This is a genomic window from Sandaracinus amylolyticus (assembly GCF_000737325.1).
Classification (GTDB): Bacteria; Myxococcota_A; Polyangia; order Polyangiales; family Sandaracinaceae; genus Sandaracinus; species Sandaracinus amylolyticus.
Map to the genome: position 1 here is coordinate 8,944,329 of NZ_CP011125.1, position 17,281 is coordinate 8,961,609.

A 17,281-nucleotide genomic window follows, 5' to 3' on the forward strand; every position below is an offset into this window, starting at 1 on the left:
GCCTTGACACTGGGACATCGCGCCGTCAGTTTCGCGCGAGTGAGAATCATTCTTGACCGGGCGCCACGGGCGGCGGCGGTGCTCGCGATCGCGATCCGACTGGTCGCGAGCCTCGCCGTGGCGGTCTGCGTGGCCGCGGGGATGACGCGGTGGGTCCCTCCCGGCGGAGGCGTCGACCACGTCGTGGTGCCAGTCGTCGTCTTCCCGGTGATCTGGGCGACCGCGTTCCTCGTGCTCCAGGTCCGCCGAGGGCGGAGCGGGACGTCGGTCGCCGCCCTCGTCGCGGTCTCGGCCGCGAGCCTCCTGCCCTTCGTGATGGCGCGATGAGCGAGCCGTCCGCGAGCGGGCCGTCGACGCGCCGTCGACTCTTCGAGGTGCACACGTGGAGCGGGCTCCTCGTCGGGCTCCTCGGCTTCGTGGTGATCGGCTCGGGCGCGATCGTCGTCTTCGCGGACGACATCGACGTGTGGGCGCACCGGGATCGACCGCACCCCGAGCTCCACGACGTCGACGCGCTCGGCCTCGAGCGAGCGATCGCGCGCGTCGCGACGACGGTGCCGCCCGAGCACCTCGAGGACATCGGCCTCTGGACGGCGCACGGCTCGGTCGTCGCGTGGATGCATCACCACACGACGGACGCGAGCGGCGCGCCCATCGAGCGCGGCACGGTGGTGCACCTCGACCCGGCCAGCTGGGGCGAGCGCGCGCGACGCAGCGGCACGGTCGACGAGGTGTTCGCGCCTTCGCCACGCGAGGCGCTCTCGCGCTTCTTCGTCGATCTCCACATCCGTCTGTTCCTGCCCGACACGACCGGGCTCTGGGCGACCGGCCTCGTGGGCTTCGGGCTCTTGCTGCTCGTGGTGACCGGGCTCTTCGTGCACCGGCCGTTCTTCCGTCACGCGACGCGGGTCCGCGGCACCGCCGCGCCGAGGAAGCTGCTGCACGATCTGCACACCGTGGTCGCGGTGTGGACGCTGCCGTTCACCGCGGTGCTCTCGCTCACCGGCGCGTTCCTCTCGTTCGGCGGTGCGCTCGTGTTCCCGCTCCTCACCGAGGCCGCGTTCGGCGGGGACGAGGCCGCGCTCGATCGCGCGTTCTCCGGCGCGCCCGAGCCCGCCGCCGAGATCGCGATCGCGCCCGCGACCACGGCGCTCGGCGCCGCGCTCACGGACGCGCGCAGCCGCAGCGAGCACGACGCGCGGCGCGTCGAGTGGATCGAGGTCGCGCACTGGAGCCGCAGCGACGCGCACATGACGCTCTACACGAGCCCGGTGTTCGGCCCGCAGTACGACGTCTCGCATCGCTACGACGGCGACGGGACCTGGCGGAGCGTCCGCGCGTGCTTCGGGAACGGACAGTCGTTCGGCGGCGCGCTCTACCAGTGGATGTCGGCGCTCCACTACGGGAACTTCGGCGGAGGCCTGGTGCGCGCGCTGTGGATGCTGCTCGGCGTGCTCGCGGCGTCGCTCGCGCTGACCGGGCTCGGCATCTGGAGCGTGCGACGCACCGGCGGCGCCGAGGCGCGCGCAGGGCGCGTCGCGGGCGTGCTCACGATCGGCGCCGGGCTCGGGCTTCCGCTCGGCGCGGCGGTCGCGGTGCACGCGTGGGCGCTCGCGAACGCCTCCGGCGCGTCGCCGTACGCGGCGATGGCGGTGTCGCTGGTCCTCGGGCCGGCGATCGTCGTGTGGCACGCGGCGCGTCGTTCGTTCCGGAGCGTGCTGCGGCTCGGGCTCGTGGCGCTCGGCGTCGCGTGCGTGCTCGCGCCGCTCACGGCGCTCGTCGCGGTCGGGGATGCGTTCGGCGCGGCGTGGTGGATCGACGTGACGTTCGCCGTGACGGGCATCGCCGCGATCGCCGCGGGAGCACGCATCGGGCGCGCCGTCGCGCCGGACGTCGTGCGCCGCGTCGCGGTCTCCGGCCCGAGCGCGCGCGAGGCATGAGATGAGCGCGCGCGTCGCCGTGCTGATCGCGCTCGCGCTCGCGACGTGCGCGTCGCGCGCCCTCGCGCAGGATCCAGACGCGCCCGATCCGGCGTCGGACGAGCTCGACGACGACGATTTGCTCACCGAGGACGTCGTCGTGTCGACGACGAGCGAGGCCGACGCGATCGCGGAGTCGGCGGACTCGGTGCTCGTGCTCGAGACCGACGTCGTGCGCATCCAGGCCGCCGACGCGGGCGAGGTCCTCGCGCGACAAGAAGGGATCTCGGTGCGCCGCGGAGGAGGGCTCGGCTCGAGCGCGCGCATCTGCATCCACGGGATCTGCGACGCCGGGATCCGCTACTTCCTCGACGGCGTCCCGCTCGAGCTCGCAGGGTTCGGCCACGGGATCTCGAACGTCCCGCTCTCGATGGTCGAGCGCGTCGAGATCTATCGCGGCGCGGTTCCGATCCGGCTCGGCACGGACGCGCTCGGCGGCGTGATCGACCTCGTGCGCGAGCAGGCGTACTTCGTCCCGCACGCGTCGGCATCGCTCCTCGCGGGCTCGTGGGGCACCTACCGCGCGTACGTCGACGGCGGCTACCGGCACGACGCGTCGGGCTTCTACGCGGGCGCGAGCGCGTTCGTCGATCACGCGGACAACGACTACCCGATCGACGTGCTCGTGACCGACGCGGCGGGGCGCCTCTCACCGGCGCGCGTGCGCCGCTTCCACGACGCGTACGACGCGTACGGCGTCGCGGCGGAGGTCGGTCTCGTCGGCGTCCCGTTCGCCGATCGGCTCCTGCTCCGCGGCTTCGTGAACGAGTACGACCGCGAGCTCCAGCACAACGTCGTGATGACGGTGCCCTACGGCGAAGTGACGTACGGCGAGGTCTCGGCGGGCGGGCTCCTCCGCTACTCGCACACGATCGACACGCAGTGGTCGATCGACGCGTTCGCCGGCTACACGCGCCGCGAGATCACGTTCCGCGACGCGTCGACGTGGGTCTACGACTGGCACGGACGGCGCGTCCGCGAGCGACGCGTCGCGGGCGAGATCGATCCTCGCGCGCGCGACCAGGTCGTGTGGGAGGACGCGGCGCCGGCGCGCCTGACGCTGTCGTTCCAGCTCACGCCCGAGCATCTCTTCGTCGCGAACGTCACGCCCGAATTCACGAGCCGCTCGGGCGACGAGCGCGTCCAGGTCGATCCGATGGCGCGCGATCCGCTCAGCGCGCAGCGCGACCTCTTCACGATGGTCTCCGGCATCGAGCACCGCATGAGCGTCTTCGACGACGCGCTCGAGACGTCGCTGTTCATCAAGGACTACGTCTACGCGAGCGCGTCGGAGGAGGTGCTGCGGGACTCGATCGTCGCGCGCCACGATCGCAGCACGCACGACGTCGGCGCCGGCGCGGCGGCGCGGTACCGCATCGCCGACGGCATCCTCGCGCGCGCGACGTACGAGTACGCGACGCGCCTGCCCGAGCCGTACGAGGTGTTCGGCGACGGAGTCCTCGTCGTCGAGAACCTCGATCTTTTGCCCGAGCGCAGCCACAACGCGACGCTCGAGGGATCGCTCGACGTGCGCGCCGACCCGGGGCGCTTCGAGGCGAGCATCGCCGGCTTCGTGCGCGCGCGGGAGAACATGATCGTCCTCCTCGGCACCCAGCGGAGCTTCTCCTATCAGAACGTGTACAGCGCGCTCGTCGTCGGCGGCGAGGCGTCGGTGCGCTGGACGAGCCCGGGCGACTGGGTCGTGCTCGCCGCGAACGCGACGTACCAGGAGGACCGGAACACCAGCGCCGAGGGCACGTTCGCGCGGGTCCGCGGTGATCGCATCCCGAACCGGCCCTTCTTGTTCGCCAACTTCTCGGCCGAGCTCCACGCGAGCGGCGTGCTCGGCCATCGCGACGAGCTGACGCTCGGATGGCGTGGCCGCTACGTCCACGAGTTCTTCCGCGGCTGGGAGTCGCAGGGGAGCGTCGAGCACAAGCAGACGGTGTCCTCGCAGCTCGCGCAGGACGTGTGGCTCACCTACGTGGTCGACGGCGAGCCGCGCATCTCGACGTCGCTCGAGGTCCAGAACCTCGCGGACGCGGCGCTCTTCGACTTCTTCGGCGCGCAGCGCCCGGGGCGCTCGTTCTTCGTTCGCGTCACGGCGGAGCTCTGAGCTACCTGAGAACGACATTGCGAATCGTTCTCACATCGCCTATCCTGGGACGGCTTCGCCGAAAGGATGCAGACGATGCGCTCGAGGACGCCGACCGGTAGGAACCCATCCGCAGCAGCCGGGCTGCTGCTCGCAGGGATGCTCGCGGGCGCCGTCGGGTGCGGCGGCGACGACGACACGGGCGGCGGCCCGGGCCCGGAGGGACCGCTCTACGCCGTCATGTACGAGGTCTACGACGACGTCGGATCGACGAGCTACCTCAGCCTGCTCGACTCGCTCGACATCGAAGAGATCGACACGACACGCACGCGCGAGTACGGCGGCGGCCGCGCGTTCATCCAGGCCTACAACGGCTGGCTCTTCGTCGGGGAAGCGCAGTCTCCCACGGTGATCCGCTACAGCGTCGACGACGACGGAGAGCTGGTGGAAGAGGGGCGCGTCAGCTTCTCGAACTACGGCCTCGAGTCGGCGGTCCTCGACGACTGGGCGATCACCTGGCTCAGCCCGACGAAGGCCTACCTCGTGAACTTCGCCGACGGGCGGACGATCATCTGGAACCCGACGACGATGGAGATCACGGGCGAGATCGAGCCCGCGGAGGAGTTCCTGCGCGAGGGTCTCTCGCTCGAGGGCGCACCGGCCGCCGTGCGCGGGAACCTACTGTTCCGGACGTTCAACTGGGTGAACTACGACACGGCCGAGTACTCGACCGACTTCCTGCTCGCCATCTACGACACCGACAGCGACGAGCTGATCGAGCTCGTGACCGAGACGCGCTGTCCGGTGCCGGGCAACCTCGTGCACCAGGACGAGGCGGGCAACATCTACTTCAGCAACTGGCTGTGGCCGCTGGCGGGCACGATCATGCGCGACGCGCCCGAGAGCTGCGTCCTGCGCATCGCGCCCGGCGAGACCCGCTTCGACCCCGAGTGGACGCTCGACTACGCCGACGTCACCGACGGTCATCACGGCGCGATGTTCACCTACGTGGGCGATGGCGAGGCGCTCGCGTCGGCGTTCTACGACGAGCGCACGTCGTTCGACGAGACGACGAACCCGTGGAGCTACCTGTCGACGCTGAACTGGCGCATCTGGCGCTTCGACATCGACGACCCGAGCACCGCGGCGCCGCTCGAGGGGCTCGACTTCAACGGTGGCGCGTTCACGCCCGTGCAGTTCGACGACCGCCTGCTCCTGATGGTCCCGGGCGGCGAGGCCGAGGGCTACGCGACGCAGATCTACGAGGTCGAGGGCAACCAGGCGACGCCGCGCGTCAGGCTTCCCGGCTGGTCGTATCAGTTCGTGAAGCTGCGCTGAGCGGCGCGACGTCGCGCGATCACGAGCGCGAGGAGGAGGCCGATCGCCCACGTGGTGATCGGCCTTCGTGCGTCCGTCGCGCCCACCGCGCGGCAGCCGCAGCCGCCATCGCTCGACGTGCTCACCGGCATGCAGTAGCCGCCCATCGTGCTGCACACCTCGCCGCCGCGACACTCGTCGTCGTCGTCGCAGAGCACGCGGCACATGCCGCCGACGCACGTCATGCCGCCCGCGCAGTCGGTCGGCATCGTGCAGGTCACGCGCACGCACTCGCCCGCGCTGCACCGCTCGCCGCCCGCGCACTCGCGATCCTCGGTGCAGCTCGTCGAGCTCGAGCCCGCGTCGTCGTTCGACGAGGTGCCGGCGTCGAGCGTGGTGCTCGCGTCGCGCACGCCCGCGTCGCTCGTGGTCGAGCCCGCGGGCGCGACGTCGAGCCGGATCGCCCAGTCCCCGCCGATGCCGGTCGCGCCGGTCGCGGGATCGCTGATGTCGCTCGACTCGTTCCAGTGCCAGCCCGCGGGGACCGCGCCGCCGAGCGCCTCGACCGCGTAGATGAAGCCGACGTTGTTCTCGATGCGTCCGTCGTCGTCGCGCAGACCGACCGCGCTGGGCGGCTCGAGGCCGAGATCGCTGCACGACGCGGACGTGCTGGCGCCGCTCGGGATCGTCACCACGACGCGCAGATACGTGTTGGGCGCATCGACGCGCGCCGAGATCGGCACCGACGTCAGCATCACCTCGTACATGCGCGAGCCCGGCGTGGTCTCGACGCTGAGGTTGAGCTCGGCGCTCTCCGCGAAGACCTGCGTCTCGCCGGGCCACGGGCCCGAGCCGGGCATGCTCGTGATCGATCCGCGAGGCGCGGTGGGACCCGCGTACACTTCGATCATCATCGAGACCATCCCGCCGCCCGCGGTGCCCGAGCACGTGTAGCCCTCGAGGATGCCGCCCGTGATCTGAGTGCGCGCGACGCCGACGTCGACCGAGGTGAGCGTGAGCGGGAACTCGTCCGCGCGCAGACCACCGCCCGAATCGAGCGGGCGGAACACCATGCCGAACCGCTCGCCGGCGCAGAAGCCGCACGAGATCGCGGCGGGCGACTCGCTCGTGAGCGTGTCGTACTGCACGCGTCGCTGCGCGCTCGCGGATGGAGCCGCGGCGACGATCGCGACGAGCACGAGCAGCGAGAGCGAAGACACTGCGTGGCGCGGCATGCGATCGAGCCTATCAGCGGTGCGGATCGCACGGAAAGAAGGGGTGGGAAGACGCGCGAGGGGACACGATCTCGCGATCGCGCCCCCTCGCGGCGTCCCCCCTCCCCGCGCGCTCAACGCTGCTCGGCGGCCAAACGCGCGCGGTCGCTCGTGCGTGCATCAACGCCGGCGGCGCGTGATCGCGAGCGCGATCACCACACCGACGGCCAACAGCACGCTGGCTCCTCCTGCGCGCGAGCTCGCGCTCGCCGCGCAGCGCGGTCCTCCTCCGCCCGGACGCAGCGCGCGGCGCGCTGCCGTCGCCCGCAGGCGATCCTCGGACGTCCACGGCGCGAAGTCGCCGCTGCGCATGTCGTCGCAGAGGTCCTCGTCGCTCCCGCCGTACGCGATGCCCTCGCGCCACCGCTCGGCCCGACCGCTCGGCAGCTCGATGCGCTGCGGCGCGGTCCAGTGCAGGTACTGCTCGCTGCACTCCGTCACGACCGTCGCGACGTGCGCGTTCGAAACGTCGGGCAGGCCCGAGTCGAGCGAGAACGTCGGGTCGAGCGTCATCTCGTCGGCGCTCATCGTCGTGAAGAGGCGCGTGAGCCGCGCGTGCCGCGCGAGCATCTGCTGCGCCTCGCGACGCGGCTCGACGATCTGCGTCTCGAGCGCGGCGACGAGCCCCGCCGCGTCGAGCTCGCCGTCGAAGCCGCACGTCGCGGCCGAGCCCCACGAGAAGAAGAGGCAGTTGTAGTACTGGCTCGGATCGCTCGCGTACATCGCAGGCGGCGGCAGGAAGCGCGCGAGGATGCCGAGGAGCTGCGAGTCGCCGACGAACCCGCGGCCGCGCAGCTGCTGGAGGAGGTCGGTCGGATCGGTGAGCGTCGCGAGGTCGCTCACCGAGGGCAGCTCGAGGAAGAGATCGGGCGTGCGCCCCGCGAACTCGGGCACGAAGCCGCGCCCACCCGCGTCGTCGATCAGGTTCGAGACGTACGTCGGGTAATACGAGAAGTCCCGCCACAGCCGGACGTCGTCGTACGTGGGCTCGACGCGCGAGTAGTTGTTCGGCGTCGCGTACCGATCGGCGAGGAAGTACGCGATGATCGGCATGTCGGGGATCGTCGCGATCGCGGTCAGGCGGATCGGCACGCACGGCTGGCCCTCGCGATAGCGCAGCACGATCGGCTGGATCTCGCGGGTGCTCGCGTTCGCGAGGAGCTTCAGCGCGACGAAGACGTGGCGCGCCGCGACGTAGTCCGCGACGAGCGGGCGCGACGAGTCGGGGATGCGGTACTCGTTCTCGTCGAGCCACGCGAAGAGCTCGTCGGCCGAGCCCGACTGCAGCACGACCGCGTCGTACGGACCGACCGCGCCGCGGAAGTGGACGGTCACGCCGCCGCCCGCGTCGGCGAACGAAGCGCCGGCGTCGGCGACCGCGCCGGGCGCGGGCCACGGGCCGTCGTCGGTGCCGTCGAGCTCGCAGCGCTCGGGCGGGTAGCGGCAGGTGCCGTCGGTGCGGCTCGCGAGATCGAAGCGCGTCGCGGTGCGCTGGCCGAGCTGGCGGAAGAGCTCGTCGCTGCCGACGTCGAGCTCGGGCACGCTCGGGAGCGGGAGGATCCACGCGAACGCGTCGGCCTCGCCCGAGTAGAGGATCTGCACGTGCGTGGTGAGCGTGCCGTCCCCCTCGATCGAGAAGAGGATGTTCTCGCCCGCCTGATCCATCGGGACGTTCTGGCAGAAGAACCCGCCGCACGCGGACGCGCGATCGGGCGCGAGCAGCGATGCGCCGAGCGCGATCCCGAGCGCGCCCATGCACGACGTCCACCGACGATCGTTGGTGCTCATCCGGCTTCGTCCCCCCACACCGGCGCCCTGACGTCGCGCGCCGCGCGGGTGCGAACAGCAAGTCACGCGCCTGCAGGAATTGCCGGGAATTCCGCGATGTGAGAGGGTCGAGAGCGCGCGGGGGCGCTCGGCGACGTGCGGAGGCGTGCCACGTGGAGATCGTCGCGCGACGTGGCGCGTCCGTGGGGGACGCCGCGTCGATCACGCGCGCGGTCACAGCGAGCGGGGACGCAGTCACATGGACGACAGGATGACCTGGGCGATGCCGCAGACGAACCCGGATCCCATCGAGGATCCGATCGAGCGATCGATCCGGGCGGGCGCGTTCCGAGACGCGATCGCCCTGTGCGCGCGCATGCATGGAGCGCCCCTCGGGCGGCTCTGCATGGCGATGTTGGGGAGCCAAGCCGAAGCGGAGGAGTGCGTGCAGGAGGTCCTGCTCGCCGCGCACGACGCGTTCCCCAGCTACCGCGGGGAAGGCACGGTGCGCGCGTTCCTCTTCGGCATCGCGCGACGGATGTGCGCGCGACGGCTCGAGATGCGAGGACGACGCGAGCGCCGGCTGCGGCTGGTGCACGACGCGGACGCACCGTCGAGCGACCCGGAAGGGCTGCTCGAGGCGCGACGCGAAGCGGAGAAGGTGCGCGACGCGCTCGAGCGACTGAAGCCGAGCGAGCGCGACGCGGTGGTGATGCGGTACCAGGGCGGCCTCGAGTACCGCGAGATCGCCGCAGCGTGCGGCATCGACGAGCCCGCCGCGCGCAAACGCGTGAGCCGGGGACTGGCGCGGATGAAGGAGCTGCTCTCGGAGGTCGAGCGATGAACCGCAACGAGAACATGGAGAAGTTGCTCGACGAGCTCGCGCTCGTGGTCGACGGCGATCGCGAGGCGATGGAGCGTCATGCGGACTTCCTCGCCGACGACGACGAGGCGCGCGACCTCAAGCACGACGCGATGGAGACCGCGGAGCGCCTGGCGGAGGCGGGCGCGGACTACGTGCCGCCGGCGGACCTCGAGGCGCGGCTGATGGCGGCGCTCGATGCGCGCGCGGCGGGCACGGTGCCTGCGGTCGAGGGCACGACGCGCAAGACCGATCCCGGGTTCGTGCTCGACCCGCACGCGCAAGCGGAGATCGCGAAGGTCGAGGCGCGCATGAACGAGCCCGCGCCGATCGCGGAGCGCGCGGTCGCGCCGACGGTCGCGATGCGCGAGGTCGTGGAGCCCGCGCCGCGCGAAGAGGCGAAGAAGGTCGAGCCCGCGCGTGGCAACGGGCTCGCGAAGGTGATCGTGCTCTTCGGCGCGCTGGGCGTCGCGGCCGCGGCGGCCGCCGCGCTCGTGGTGATCGGCGCGAGCATGCTCGGCGGCGGCGAAGAGGTCGCCGAGGGCGAGACCGAGACGCCGGTCGTGATCGCGCAGGGCGCGACGACGGGGCGCGTCGTGGAGATCGCGCGCTCGTCGAGCGACGGCGCGAGCGGCGTGCAGGTGCGCGCGGCGGGCGGCGCGTGGCAGCCCGCGACGCAGGGCGCGGAGATCGCGGCGGGCGCGGCGATCCGCACCGACGAGCGCACGCGCGCGCGCATCACGCTCTCGGACGGCAGCGAGATGGTGCTCAACCACTCGACCGAGGTGCGCTTCGACCCCCAGCAGGCGCGCCGCTTCGAGCTGCCCGCGGGCGAGGTGCTCGCCGAGATCGCGCACCTCGAGAACGGGCCGAACCTCGGCATCACGGTGCCGACCGGGCGCGTCGAGGTGCTGGGCACGAAGTTCGTGCTCGCCGCGACGCCCGAGAGCGCGAGCGTGCGCGTGACCCGCGGCACGGTGCGCGTCCACGGTGCGAACCAAGGCTCGCGCGAGGTGAAGAGCGGCGAAGAGGGCGTGCTGCGCGCGAACGCGGCGCCCGAGGTCGCGCCGGTGATGGACCTCGCGCGCTCGCTCTCGTGGAGCGAGCTGAACAACGTCGTCGCGCAGGACGATCCCGAGACCACGCTGCCCGGCATCGGCTCGCTGCGCGCGCGCCGTCCCGGTGAGCGCGAGGATCGCGAGCGCCCGCTCACGCTCGCGCGCCACGACGTGCGGGTGCGCATCGTCGGCAACGTCGCGCGCACCGAGATCGAAGAGGTCTTCCGCAACGACTCGGACGCGACGCTCGAGGGCATCTACCGCTTCCCGCTGCCCGCAGACGCGCAGATCGCGCGCCTCGCGCTCGACGTGAACGGCGTGATGGAAGAGGGCGCGTTCGTCGCGCGCGAGCGCGCGCAGCGCATCTGGCGCGGCGTGATCCGCAACGCGACGCCGGTCGCGGAGCGCCGTCCCACGGAGGAGTTCATCTGGGTGCCCGGCCCGTGGCGCGATCCCGCGCTGCTCGAGTGGCAGCGGGGCGGTCAGTTCGAGCTGCGCATCTTCCCGATCCCCGCGCACGGCGAGCGTCGCGTGGTGATCGCGTACACCCAGACGATCGCGCCGACGGCCGAGGGCCGTCGCTACGTGTACCCGCTCGCGCACTCGCGCGACGAGTCGCTGCGCGTCGGGGAGTTCAACGTCGACGTGCGCGTCGCGAACGCGCAGCGCGTGAACGCGTCGGGCTACCAGGTGCGCAGCGCAGCGGACGCCGACGCGACGCGTCTCTCGTACCAGCAGACGGGCTTCCTGCCGAACGGCGATCTCGTGATCGACTACGCGATCCCGGGCGGTGAGCGCGAGCTCGCGTTCTGGACCTACCAGGGCGACGCCGCGCAGGCGCCGCCCGCGCAGAGCCGCGATCAGGATCGCGAGGTGATCGATCTGCAGCGTCAGATCGCGGCGGACTCGCGGCCCTACGTCGCGTTCGCGCTGCGGCCCGAGCTGCCGGCGCGCACCGAGGGCGCGGCGCGCGACTACGTGATCGTCGTCGACTCGAGCCAGTCGATGGTCGGCGAGCGCTTCCAGCGCGCGAGCCGTCTCGTGTCGGGCGTGATCGCGGAGATGGATCGCCGCGATCGCTTCACCGTGCTCGCGTGCGACTACGAGTGCCGCTCGATGGAGGGCACCGCCGAGAACGCGCGGATGCGCGTGCCGAGCGCGGGCGAGATGTCACAGGTCTCGCAGTGGCTCTCGCGCGTGGAGCCCGCGGGCGCGAGCGATCTGATCGCGACGATGCGGACCGCGTCGCGCGCCGGATCGGCGCAGCGCGAGACGAGCCGCCGCGTGCACGTGATCTACGTCGGTGACGGCGTCGCGTCGGCGGGCCATCGCAGCACCGCGGCGCTGAGCTCGGAGGCCGAGCGCCTCGCGACGAGCGCGCACGTCGCGTTCACGACCGTCGGCATCGGCGGTGACGCGGACGCGACCTCGCTCGCGGCGATCGCGCGCAGCGGTGGGGGTCACTACGTGCCCTTCGTGCCCGGCCAGCGCGCGTCGCTCGCGGCGCTCTCGGTGCTCGAGACGACGTACGGCGTCGCGCTGCGCGACGCGCGCCTCGAGCTGCCCTCGGGCCTCGTCGAGGTCGCGCCCGAGCGGCTTCCGACGATCCGCGCCGGTGAAGAGGTGATCGTCACCGCGCGCATGAGCAGCGCGAGCGAGCTGAGCGGTGACGTCGTGCTGCGCGGCACGGTGGGCGGCGAGCCCTTCGAGCAGCGCTATCCGGTGCGCCTCGTGCCGAGCACCGCGGCGGGCAACCGCTTCGTGCCCGCGCTCTGGGCCGCGCACCGCATCGAGCAGATCGAGGCCGCGGGGCGCGGCGAGGACGAGGCGCGCATCGTCGCGATGAGCAAGGCGTACTCGGTGATGTCGCGCCACACGTCGCTGCTCGTGCTCGAGAGCGAGGCGATGTTCCGCGCGTTCGGCATCGATCGCGCGGAGGCCCCGGTCGCGCAGTGGACCGGCGAGGACGACGTCGAGGGCGGCACGGCCATCGGCGCGCTCGCGCTGCCGCCGAGCGAGATGGGCGGCGTCGGCGACGTGCTCGCGGGCGGCGCGGTGACGAGCTCCGCGAGCGGCGCCGGTCGGAGCGGCGGTGGGGAAGCGGCCGCGGGCTTCGCGACCTCGGGCACCCGCGCAGCGCGCCGCGCCCCGGCGGAACCGACGGTCACCGAGGCCGCGCCGATGGCGGAGGAAGCGGAGGAGCGCTCGCGCGGGCGCGCGGCCGACTCGAGCGCGGTCGCGCAGACGCGTGACGACTTCGATCGCGCGTGGCGCGAGCAGCAGCAGCAGGCGCCGCAGCGGCCGCCCGCCGCCGCCGCGCCGACCCCGACCGTGCCCGCGATGCGTCCGCGTGGACCCGGTCAGTGGATGCGCCGCGTGTACTACCGCGTCGGCGAGATCCAGGAGGACGGCGCGCCGAGCTTCCGCGAGCAGGAGCAGGCGCGGCTCGCGGAGGAGTCGCTGCGCATGCAGCCCGACAGCCGCGATCGTCATCGTGCCGCGGTTCGTGCGCTCTCGCGCGCCGGCAACCTCGAGCGCGCGCTCGAGGTGGCGGAGGCGTGGTTCTCGCGCGATCGCCTCGACCCCGAGGCGCTCGTGGCGCGGGCCGACGTGCTGGCGCGGCTCGGTCGCCGTGACGAAGCGCTGCGCCTCCTGACCGGCGTGGTCGACGTGCGGCCCGACGACGCGGCGCTCCACACCCGTCTCGCCGGCGCATTCGAGCGTGCGGGCGACGAAGCGCGCGCGTGCGCGCACCGGATCTCGCTCGCCGAGATCCGCAACGAGGACGCCGAGATCGTGGCGGACGCGGTGCGCTGCGAGCGCATGGCGAGCCACCGCGAGCTCGCGCAGCTCCTCCTCGACGGAGTGCGCGAGGACCGTGCGCGCACCCGCGCTGCGACGCTCGCCGAGCAGGCGGACGACGCGCGCCGCAGCCGCGGCGAGATCACGGTGGAGGCGAGCTGGCCGGGCGGTGACGACGTCGACGTCGCGCTGATCGCGCCCGACGGCTCGCGCCTCTCGTGGATGGGCGGGCGCACGACGATCGTCGGTGAGGACGCGCGTCGCGACGGGCGCGAGACGATCGGGCTCTCGCGCGCGACGGTGGGCAACTACCTCGTCGAGGTCGCGCGCACGAGCCCCGAGCAGCGCGGCGCCATCCGCGGCACGCTGCGCATCCGCGCGCTCGACGGGACGCGCACCGTGCCCTTCGTGATCGACGACGGCGAGCGCGAGAGCGTCGCGCGCATCGTGGTGCGTCGCGAGAGCCGCATGGAGGCCGTGGGCGCAGGGTGGTGATCGTTCTCCTGGGATGAACGATGCGAGGCCGGTCGCTCGAGAGAGCGGCCGGCCTCGTGCTTTCCGTCGAGGAGGCGTAGCGTCGTCGCATGCGCATCTCCTTCGTCGTGATCCTGAGCAGCCTCGTCGTCGCGTGCGGCGGCGCGGCGTCCTCCTCGCCACCACGCGACACCACGCCCGCGGCACGCGCGGGCGGCGGTTGCAACGTCGCGCCGGTCGCGCTGCGCTTCGCTTGGCCCGACGGCATGCGCGCGCGGGTGCGGGGCGTCGATCTCACCGAGAGCGCGTTCGCCGACGGCTCGCACCCGATGCGCGGCGAGTCGGTCTCCGAGCTGCGCCTTGAGGTGAGCGCGGAGGGCGACACGCGGCGCATGCGGTTCCTCGTCGAAGGACGCAACCGCTTGCGCAGCCAGGGCCTCGCGCCCGACATCGCCGGCGCGCGCCCGACGCTCGTGCTCGACGGCGGCGGCGCCGTGGTCGGCGTCGAGGGTGTCGACGAGATGCGCCGCGCGCTCGGCGATGCAGTCGCGCGCGGCGAGCTCGATCCGCGCTCGGTCGCGATGATCGAGCCGAACCTCACCGCCGAGGCGCAGCTCGCGACCGCGCACGCCCACTGGGACTGGGTCGTGCGCGCGTGGAGCGGGCAGACGCTCGGGTGCGGACAGGTCGTCCGCGGCTCGGCGACCGTGCCTGCGCTCTCCCTCGGGACGACGACGCCGACCGAGGTCGACACCGAGCTCGAGCTGATCGGTGAAGCGCCCGGCGAGGCGGCGGTCTCGCCCGAAGCGCGGTGCGTCGCGCTGCAGGTGCGCCAGCGCGCGCGCCCGGGCTCGCTCCGGTCCGCGCTCGCCGGGTTCGCGGCGCAGCAGGGCGCCGTGCTCGCGAACGCGACGCTCGAGCGCACGATCGATCTCGTGGTCGAGGTCGCGACGCTCGCGCCGCACCGGATCGTGGTGGAGGAGCGCACGTCGCTCACGTGGCGCGCGCCGGGGCAGCCCGACCTCACGCGCAACATCGTCGATCGACAGGACTACGCGTTCGACTACGCGGTCGTGCCGACGCCGGGCGCCCAGCGCAGCACTCAGATCGTGGTGGACCCCGAGGGCGGCGGGTTCGCGGTGTTCCGTGACGGCCAGCAGGTGCAGCTGCCGCCGACGCCCGCGTGCCGAGCCTTCGTCGCGTGCTGCGGCGCGATCGCGAGCGCGGGCCCGATCTGCGGCATCCTCGTCGCGCAGCACGAAGGCGGCGACTGCACCGAGGAGCTCGCGACGGTGCGCCTCGTCGCGGCCGGCGGCGACGGCGAAGTGCCCACCGAGTGCCGCTGATCGTTCTTCCCAGGAGAACGATCTGCCTCGCGGCGCGAATGCCTCGTAGGCAGTGATGCTCGCACCGTCGCGCGCCGCAGCGGTCCATGCGTGGCAGACTCGGCGCGTCGATGGACGAGCGACTGTATCCCGCGCCCCCGCCGCGACTGCCGCCGGGCTATCTCGGGTCCTCCTTCTCGTACCGCGCCCAAGCGCTCGGTGTGCTGCTCGCGATGGGCACCTTCGTCGCGGTCTACGTCGCGCTGCTCGCGTGCACGGTCGGCGCGCTGCGCTGGGTGGTCGTGCACGTGCCACCGCGCGATCTCCCGATCTTCCTCTTCTTGTTCTGGGTCGGCGCGATCGTCGCGCTCGGGCTCGTGCTGCTCTTCCTGCTGAAGGGCCTGCTCGTGCGTCAGGCGCGTGCGCGCGACGAGTGGATCGAGCTGCTCCCCGCGCGCGAGCCAGTGCTCTTCGCGTTCTTGGCGCGCCTCGCGAAGGAGGTCGGCGCGCCGGTCCCGAGGCGCGTCTACGTCGCGCCCGACGTGAACGCCGCGGTGTTCCAGGACACGACGCTGCTCTCGCTCGTCCTGCCCTCGCGCAAGCAGCTCGTCATCGGTCTCGGTCTGATCAACTCGCTCGATCTGCGCGAGCTCAAGGCCGTGCTCGCGCACGAGCTCGGGCACTTCTCGCAGCGCTCGATGCGGCTCGGCAGCTACGTCTACTTCGGCCAGCAGATCCTCGTGCAGCTGGTCGCGGGGCGCGACGCGGTCGACGTCGCGATCGATCAGCTGCGCTTCGCGTCGCGCCGCGAGCTCAGCCTCGTCGGCTGGACCGCGTACGGGCTCGTGGCCTCGATGCGCGCGGTGCTCGCGACGACGTACCGGCTGGTCACCCTCGCCGACCGCGCGCTCTCGCGCGAGATGGAGCTCCACGCCGATCGTGTCGCGATCGCGGCAGCAGGGAGCGACGCGACGGTGCGACTGCTCGGGCGCGTCGCGTACGGCCAGGCGTGCCTCGATCACGCGATGTCGGAGCTCGCGCACGCGGGCGATCACGCGCTCTTCACGACGGATCTCTACGCGCACCAGCTACGCGCCGCGGAGACGCTGCCCGACGAGGCGTTCCGCGCCGAGTGGGCCCGGCTCGACGCGCCGCTGGGGCCCGATCTGCCGCCGCTCTTCCCGCCGGGCGCCGACGACGCGCGGCCTTCGATGTGGGCGACCCATCCGCCGAACGCGGCGCGCGAGGACGCGGCGCGCGCACCGTGGATCGACGCCGCGCGCAGCGCGGGCGACGAGACGTCGGCGTGGGCGCTGTTCGCCGATCCCGACGGGCTCCGCCAGCGCATGACGATGCAGCTCTTCCGGCGCATGCATCCCGGGCGCACGCTGCGGTTCAGCGATCCCACGACGGTCGAGCGCTTCCTCGTCGAGGAGCGCGAGAGCGCGAAGCTGGACGAGCGACACCGCGGCGCATACGGGCAGCGCCTGATCGCGTTGCTGCCGCTCGACGAGATCTTCGCGCGTGCGAGCGCATCGGCGATGTCGGCCGACGCCGTCGAGCGTGCGCGCATCGAGCTCTACGGGCCCGATCACACGCGCGCGGTCGCGCGCGCCGAGGCGATCCTGCGCGAGCTCGAGTCGCTCTCGCGGGCGCTCGCACACGCGGAGCAGGAGGGGCGCTCGAGCGTGACGGTGCGCGGCTTCGAGCGACCGCTCGAGGAGGTGCGCGACGTCGCGATGCCGCTCGAGGCCGAGCTCGAAGCGCTGGGCTCGGCGCGCGACGCGTGGGACCGCCGCGTCGCCGAGGTGCACGCGCGCATGGCCGCGGACCTCGGGCCCGACGCGACGAACGAGCTGCGCGCGCGGTACGCGTTCCACCTCGCGATCCAGGATCTGCGCCGCGGGCTGCACCGCGCGGCGGCGCTGCTGCATCCCGCGATCGAGGCCGCGGGCGTGCAGGTCGCGCTCGCGCCGCACGTGCAAGAGCATGCGATGCGGCTCGCGCTCGACGCGCGCGGCGTGGTCGCGGAGGTGCTCGCGCACGCAGGCACGCTCACGCCGCCGGCGCTGCCGGGCCTCGCTGCGGATCGCGGCGGAGCACAGCCGGAGCGGCTCGCGCGCGTGCTGCTGCCCGAGCCGCTGATCTCCGACCCGCGGCTGATGGAGGCGCGCGTCTCCCGCGAGGTGATCGAGCGTCTCGCGCGACAGCACGGCGAGGTGCTGGATCGGCTCGAGCGCGTCCGGCGCAAGAGCCTCGCCGGGCTGGTCGCGTCGCAGGACGCGATCGCGGCGCGCTGGTCGAGCGCGCGGCGCACGAGCGCGTGAT

General features: G+C 72.8%; 10 protein-coding genes. 8 read left to right on the forward strand and 2 right to left on the reverse strand.

Annotated elements, in window-relative coordinates:
- Nucleotides 1–78: 78 nt before the first annotated feature.
- From DB32_RS37655 to DB32_RS37670, 4 genes are all read left to right on the forward strand, one after another.
- Nucleotides 79–327: a hypothetical protein gene (locus tag DB32_RS37655; RefSeq protein WP_053237488.1), complete on the forward strand. Its 249-nt coding sequence runs from the start codon at nucleotides 79–81 to the stop codon at nucleotides 325–327.
- Nucleotides 324–1,940: a PepSY-associated TM helix domain-containing protein gene (locus DB32_RS37660; RefSeq protein ID WP_053237489.1), complete on the forward strand. Its 1,617-nt coding sequence runs from the start codon at nucleotides 324–326 to the stop codon at nucleotides 1,938–1,940. The genes DB32_RS37655 and DB32_RS37660 overlap by 4 nt, the downstream gene beginning before the upstream one ends.
- Nucleotide 1,941: 1 nt before the next feature.
- Nucleotides 1,942–4,095 (forward strand): TonB-dependent receptor domain-containing protein, encoded by a 2,154-nt coding sequence (locus tag DB32_RS37665; RefSeq protein ID WP_053237490.1) that lies wholly within the window; start codon nucleotides 1,942–1,944, stop codon nucleotides 4,093–4,095.
- A gap of 138 nt (nucleotides 4,096–4,233) precedes the next feature.
- Nucleotides 4,234–5,412, forward strand: coding sequence for a hypothetical protein (locus DB32_RS37670; protein ID WP_053237491.1), 1,179 nt, complete (start codon nucleotides 4,234–4,236; stop codon nucleotides 5,410–5,412).
- On the opposite strand, the gene DB32_RS37675 is transcribed toward DB32_RS37670, so the two are convergent.
- Nucleotides 5,391–6,626 (reverse strand): MYXO-CTERM sorting domain-containing protein, encoded by a 1,236-nt coding sequence (locus DB32_RS37675; RefSeq protein ID WP_053237492.1) that lies wholly within the window; start codon nucleotides 6,624–6,626, stop codon nucleotides 5,391–5,393. The genes DB32_RS37670 and DB32_RS37675 overlap by 22 nt on opposite strands.
- A 159-nt stretch (nucleotides 6,627–6,785) precedes the next feature.
- Entirely contained in the window at nucleotides 6,786–8,453 is a 1,668-nt protein-coding gene (locus DB32_RS37680) for a DUF2330 domain-containing protein (RefSeq protein ID WP_053237493.1), read from the reverse strand.
- 238 nt (nucleotides 8,454–8,691) lie between these two features.
- Here DB32_RS37680 and DB32_RS37685 point away from each other — a divergent pair, with 238 nt between their 5' ends.
- The 4 genes from DB32_RS37685 to DB32_RS37700 all read left to right on the forward strand — a co-directional run bounded on the left by DB32_RS37685 (nucleotide 8,692) and on the right by DB32_RS37700 (nucleotide 17,280).
- Nucleotides 8,692–9,276 (forward strand): RNA polymerase sigma factor, encoded by a 585-nt coding sequence (locus DB32_RS37685; RefSeq protein ID WP_240481303.1) that lies wholly within the window; start codon nucleotides 8,692–8,694, stop codon nucleotides 9,274–9,276.
- Nucleotides 9,273–13,649 carry a FecR domain-containing protein gene (locus DB32_RS37690; protein ID WP_053237494.1) on the forward strand — a complete coding sequence of 1,459 codons (4,377 nt, stop codon included), beginning with the start codon at nucleotides 9,273–9,275 and terminating at the stop codon, nucleotides 13,647–13,649. The genes DB32_RS37685 and DB32_RS37690 overlap by 4 nt, the downstream gene beginning before the upstream one ends.
- A gap of 89 nt (nucleotides 13,650–13,738) precedes the next feature.
- Complete coding sequence (locus DB32_RS37695) at nucleotides 13,739–14,974, forward strand: hypothetical protein (protein WP_053237495.1); 1,236 nt, start codon at nucleotides 13,739–13,741, stop codon at nucleotides 14,972–14,974.
- A gap of 110 nt (nucleotides 14,975–15,084) precedes the next feature.
- Complete coding sequence (locus DB32_RS37700) at nucleotides 15,085–17,280, forward strand: M48 family metallopeptidase (RefSeq protein ID WP_169791686.1); 2,196 nt, start codon at nucleotides 15,085–15,087, stop codon at nucleotides 17,278–17,280.
- Nucleotide 17,281: the final 1 nt, after the last annotated feature.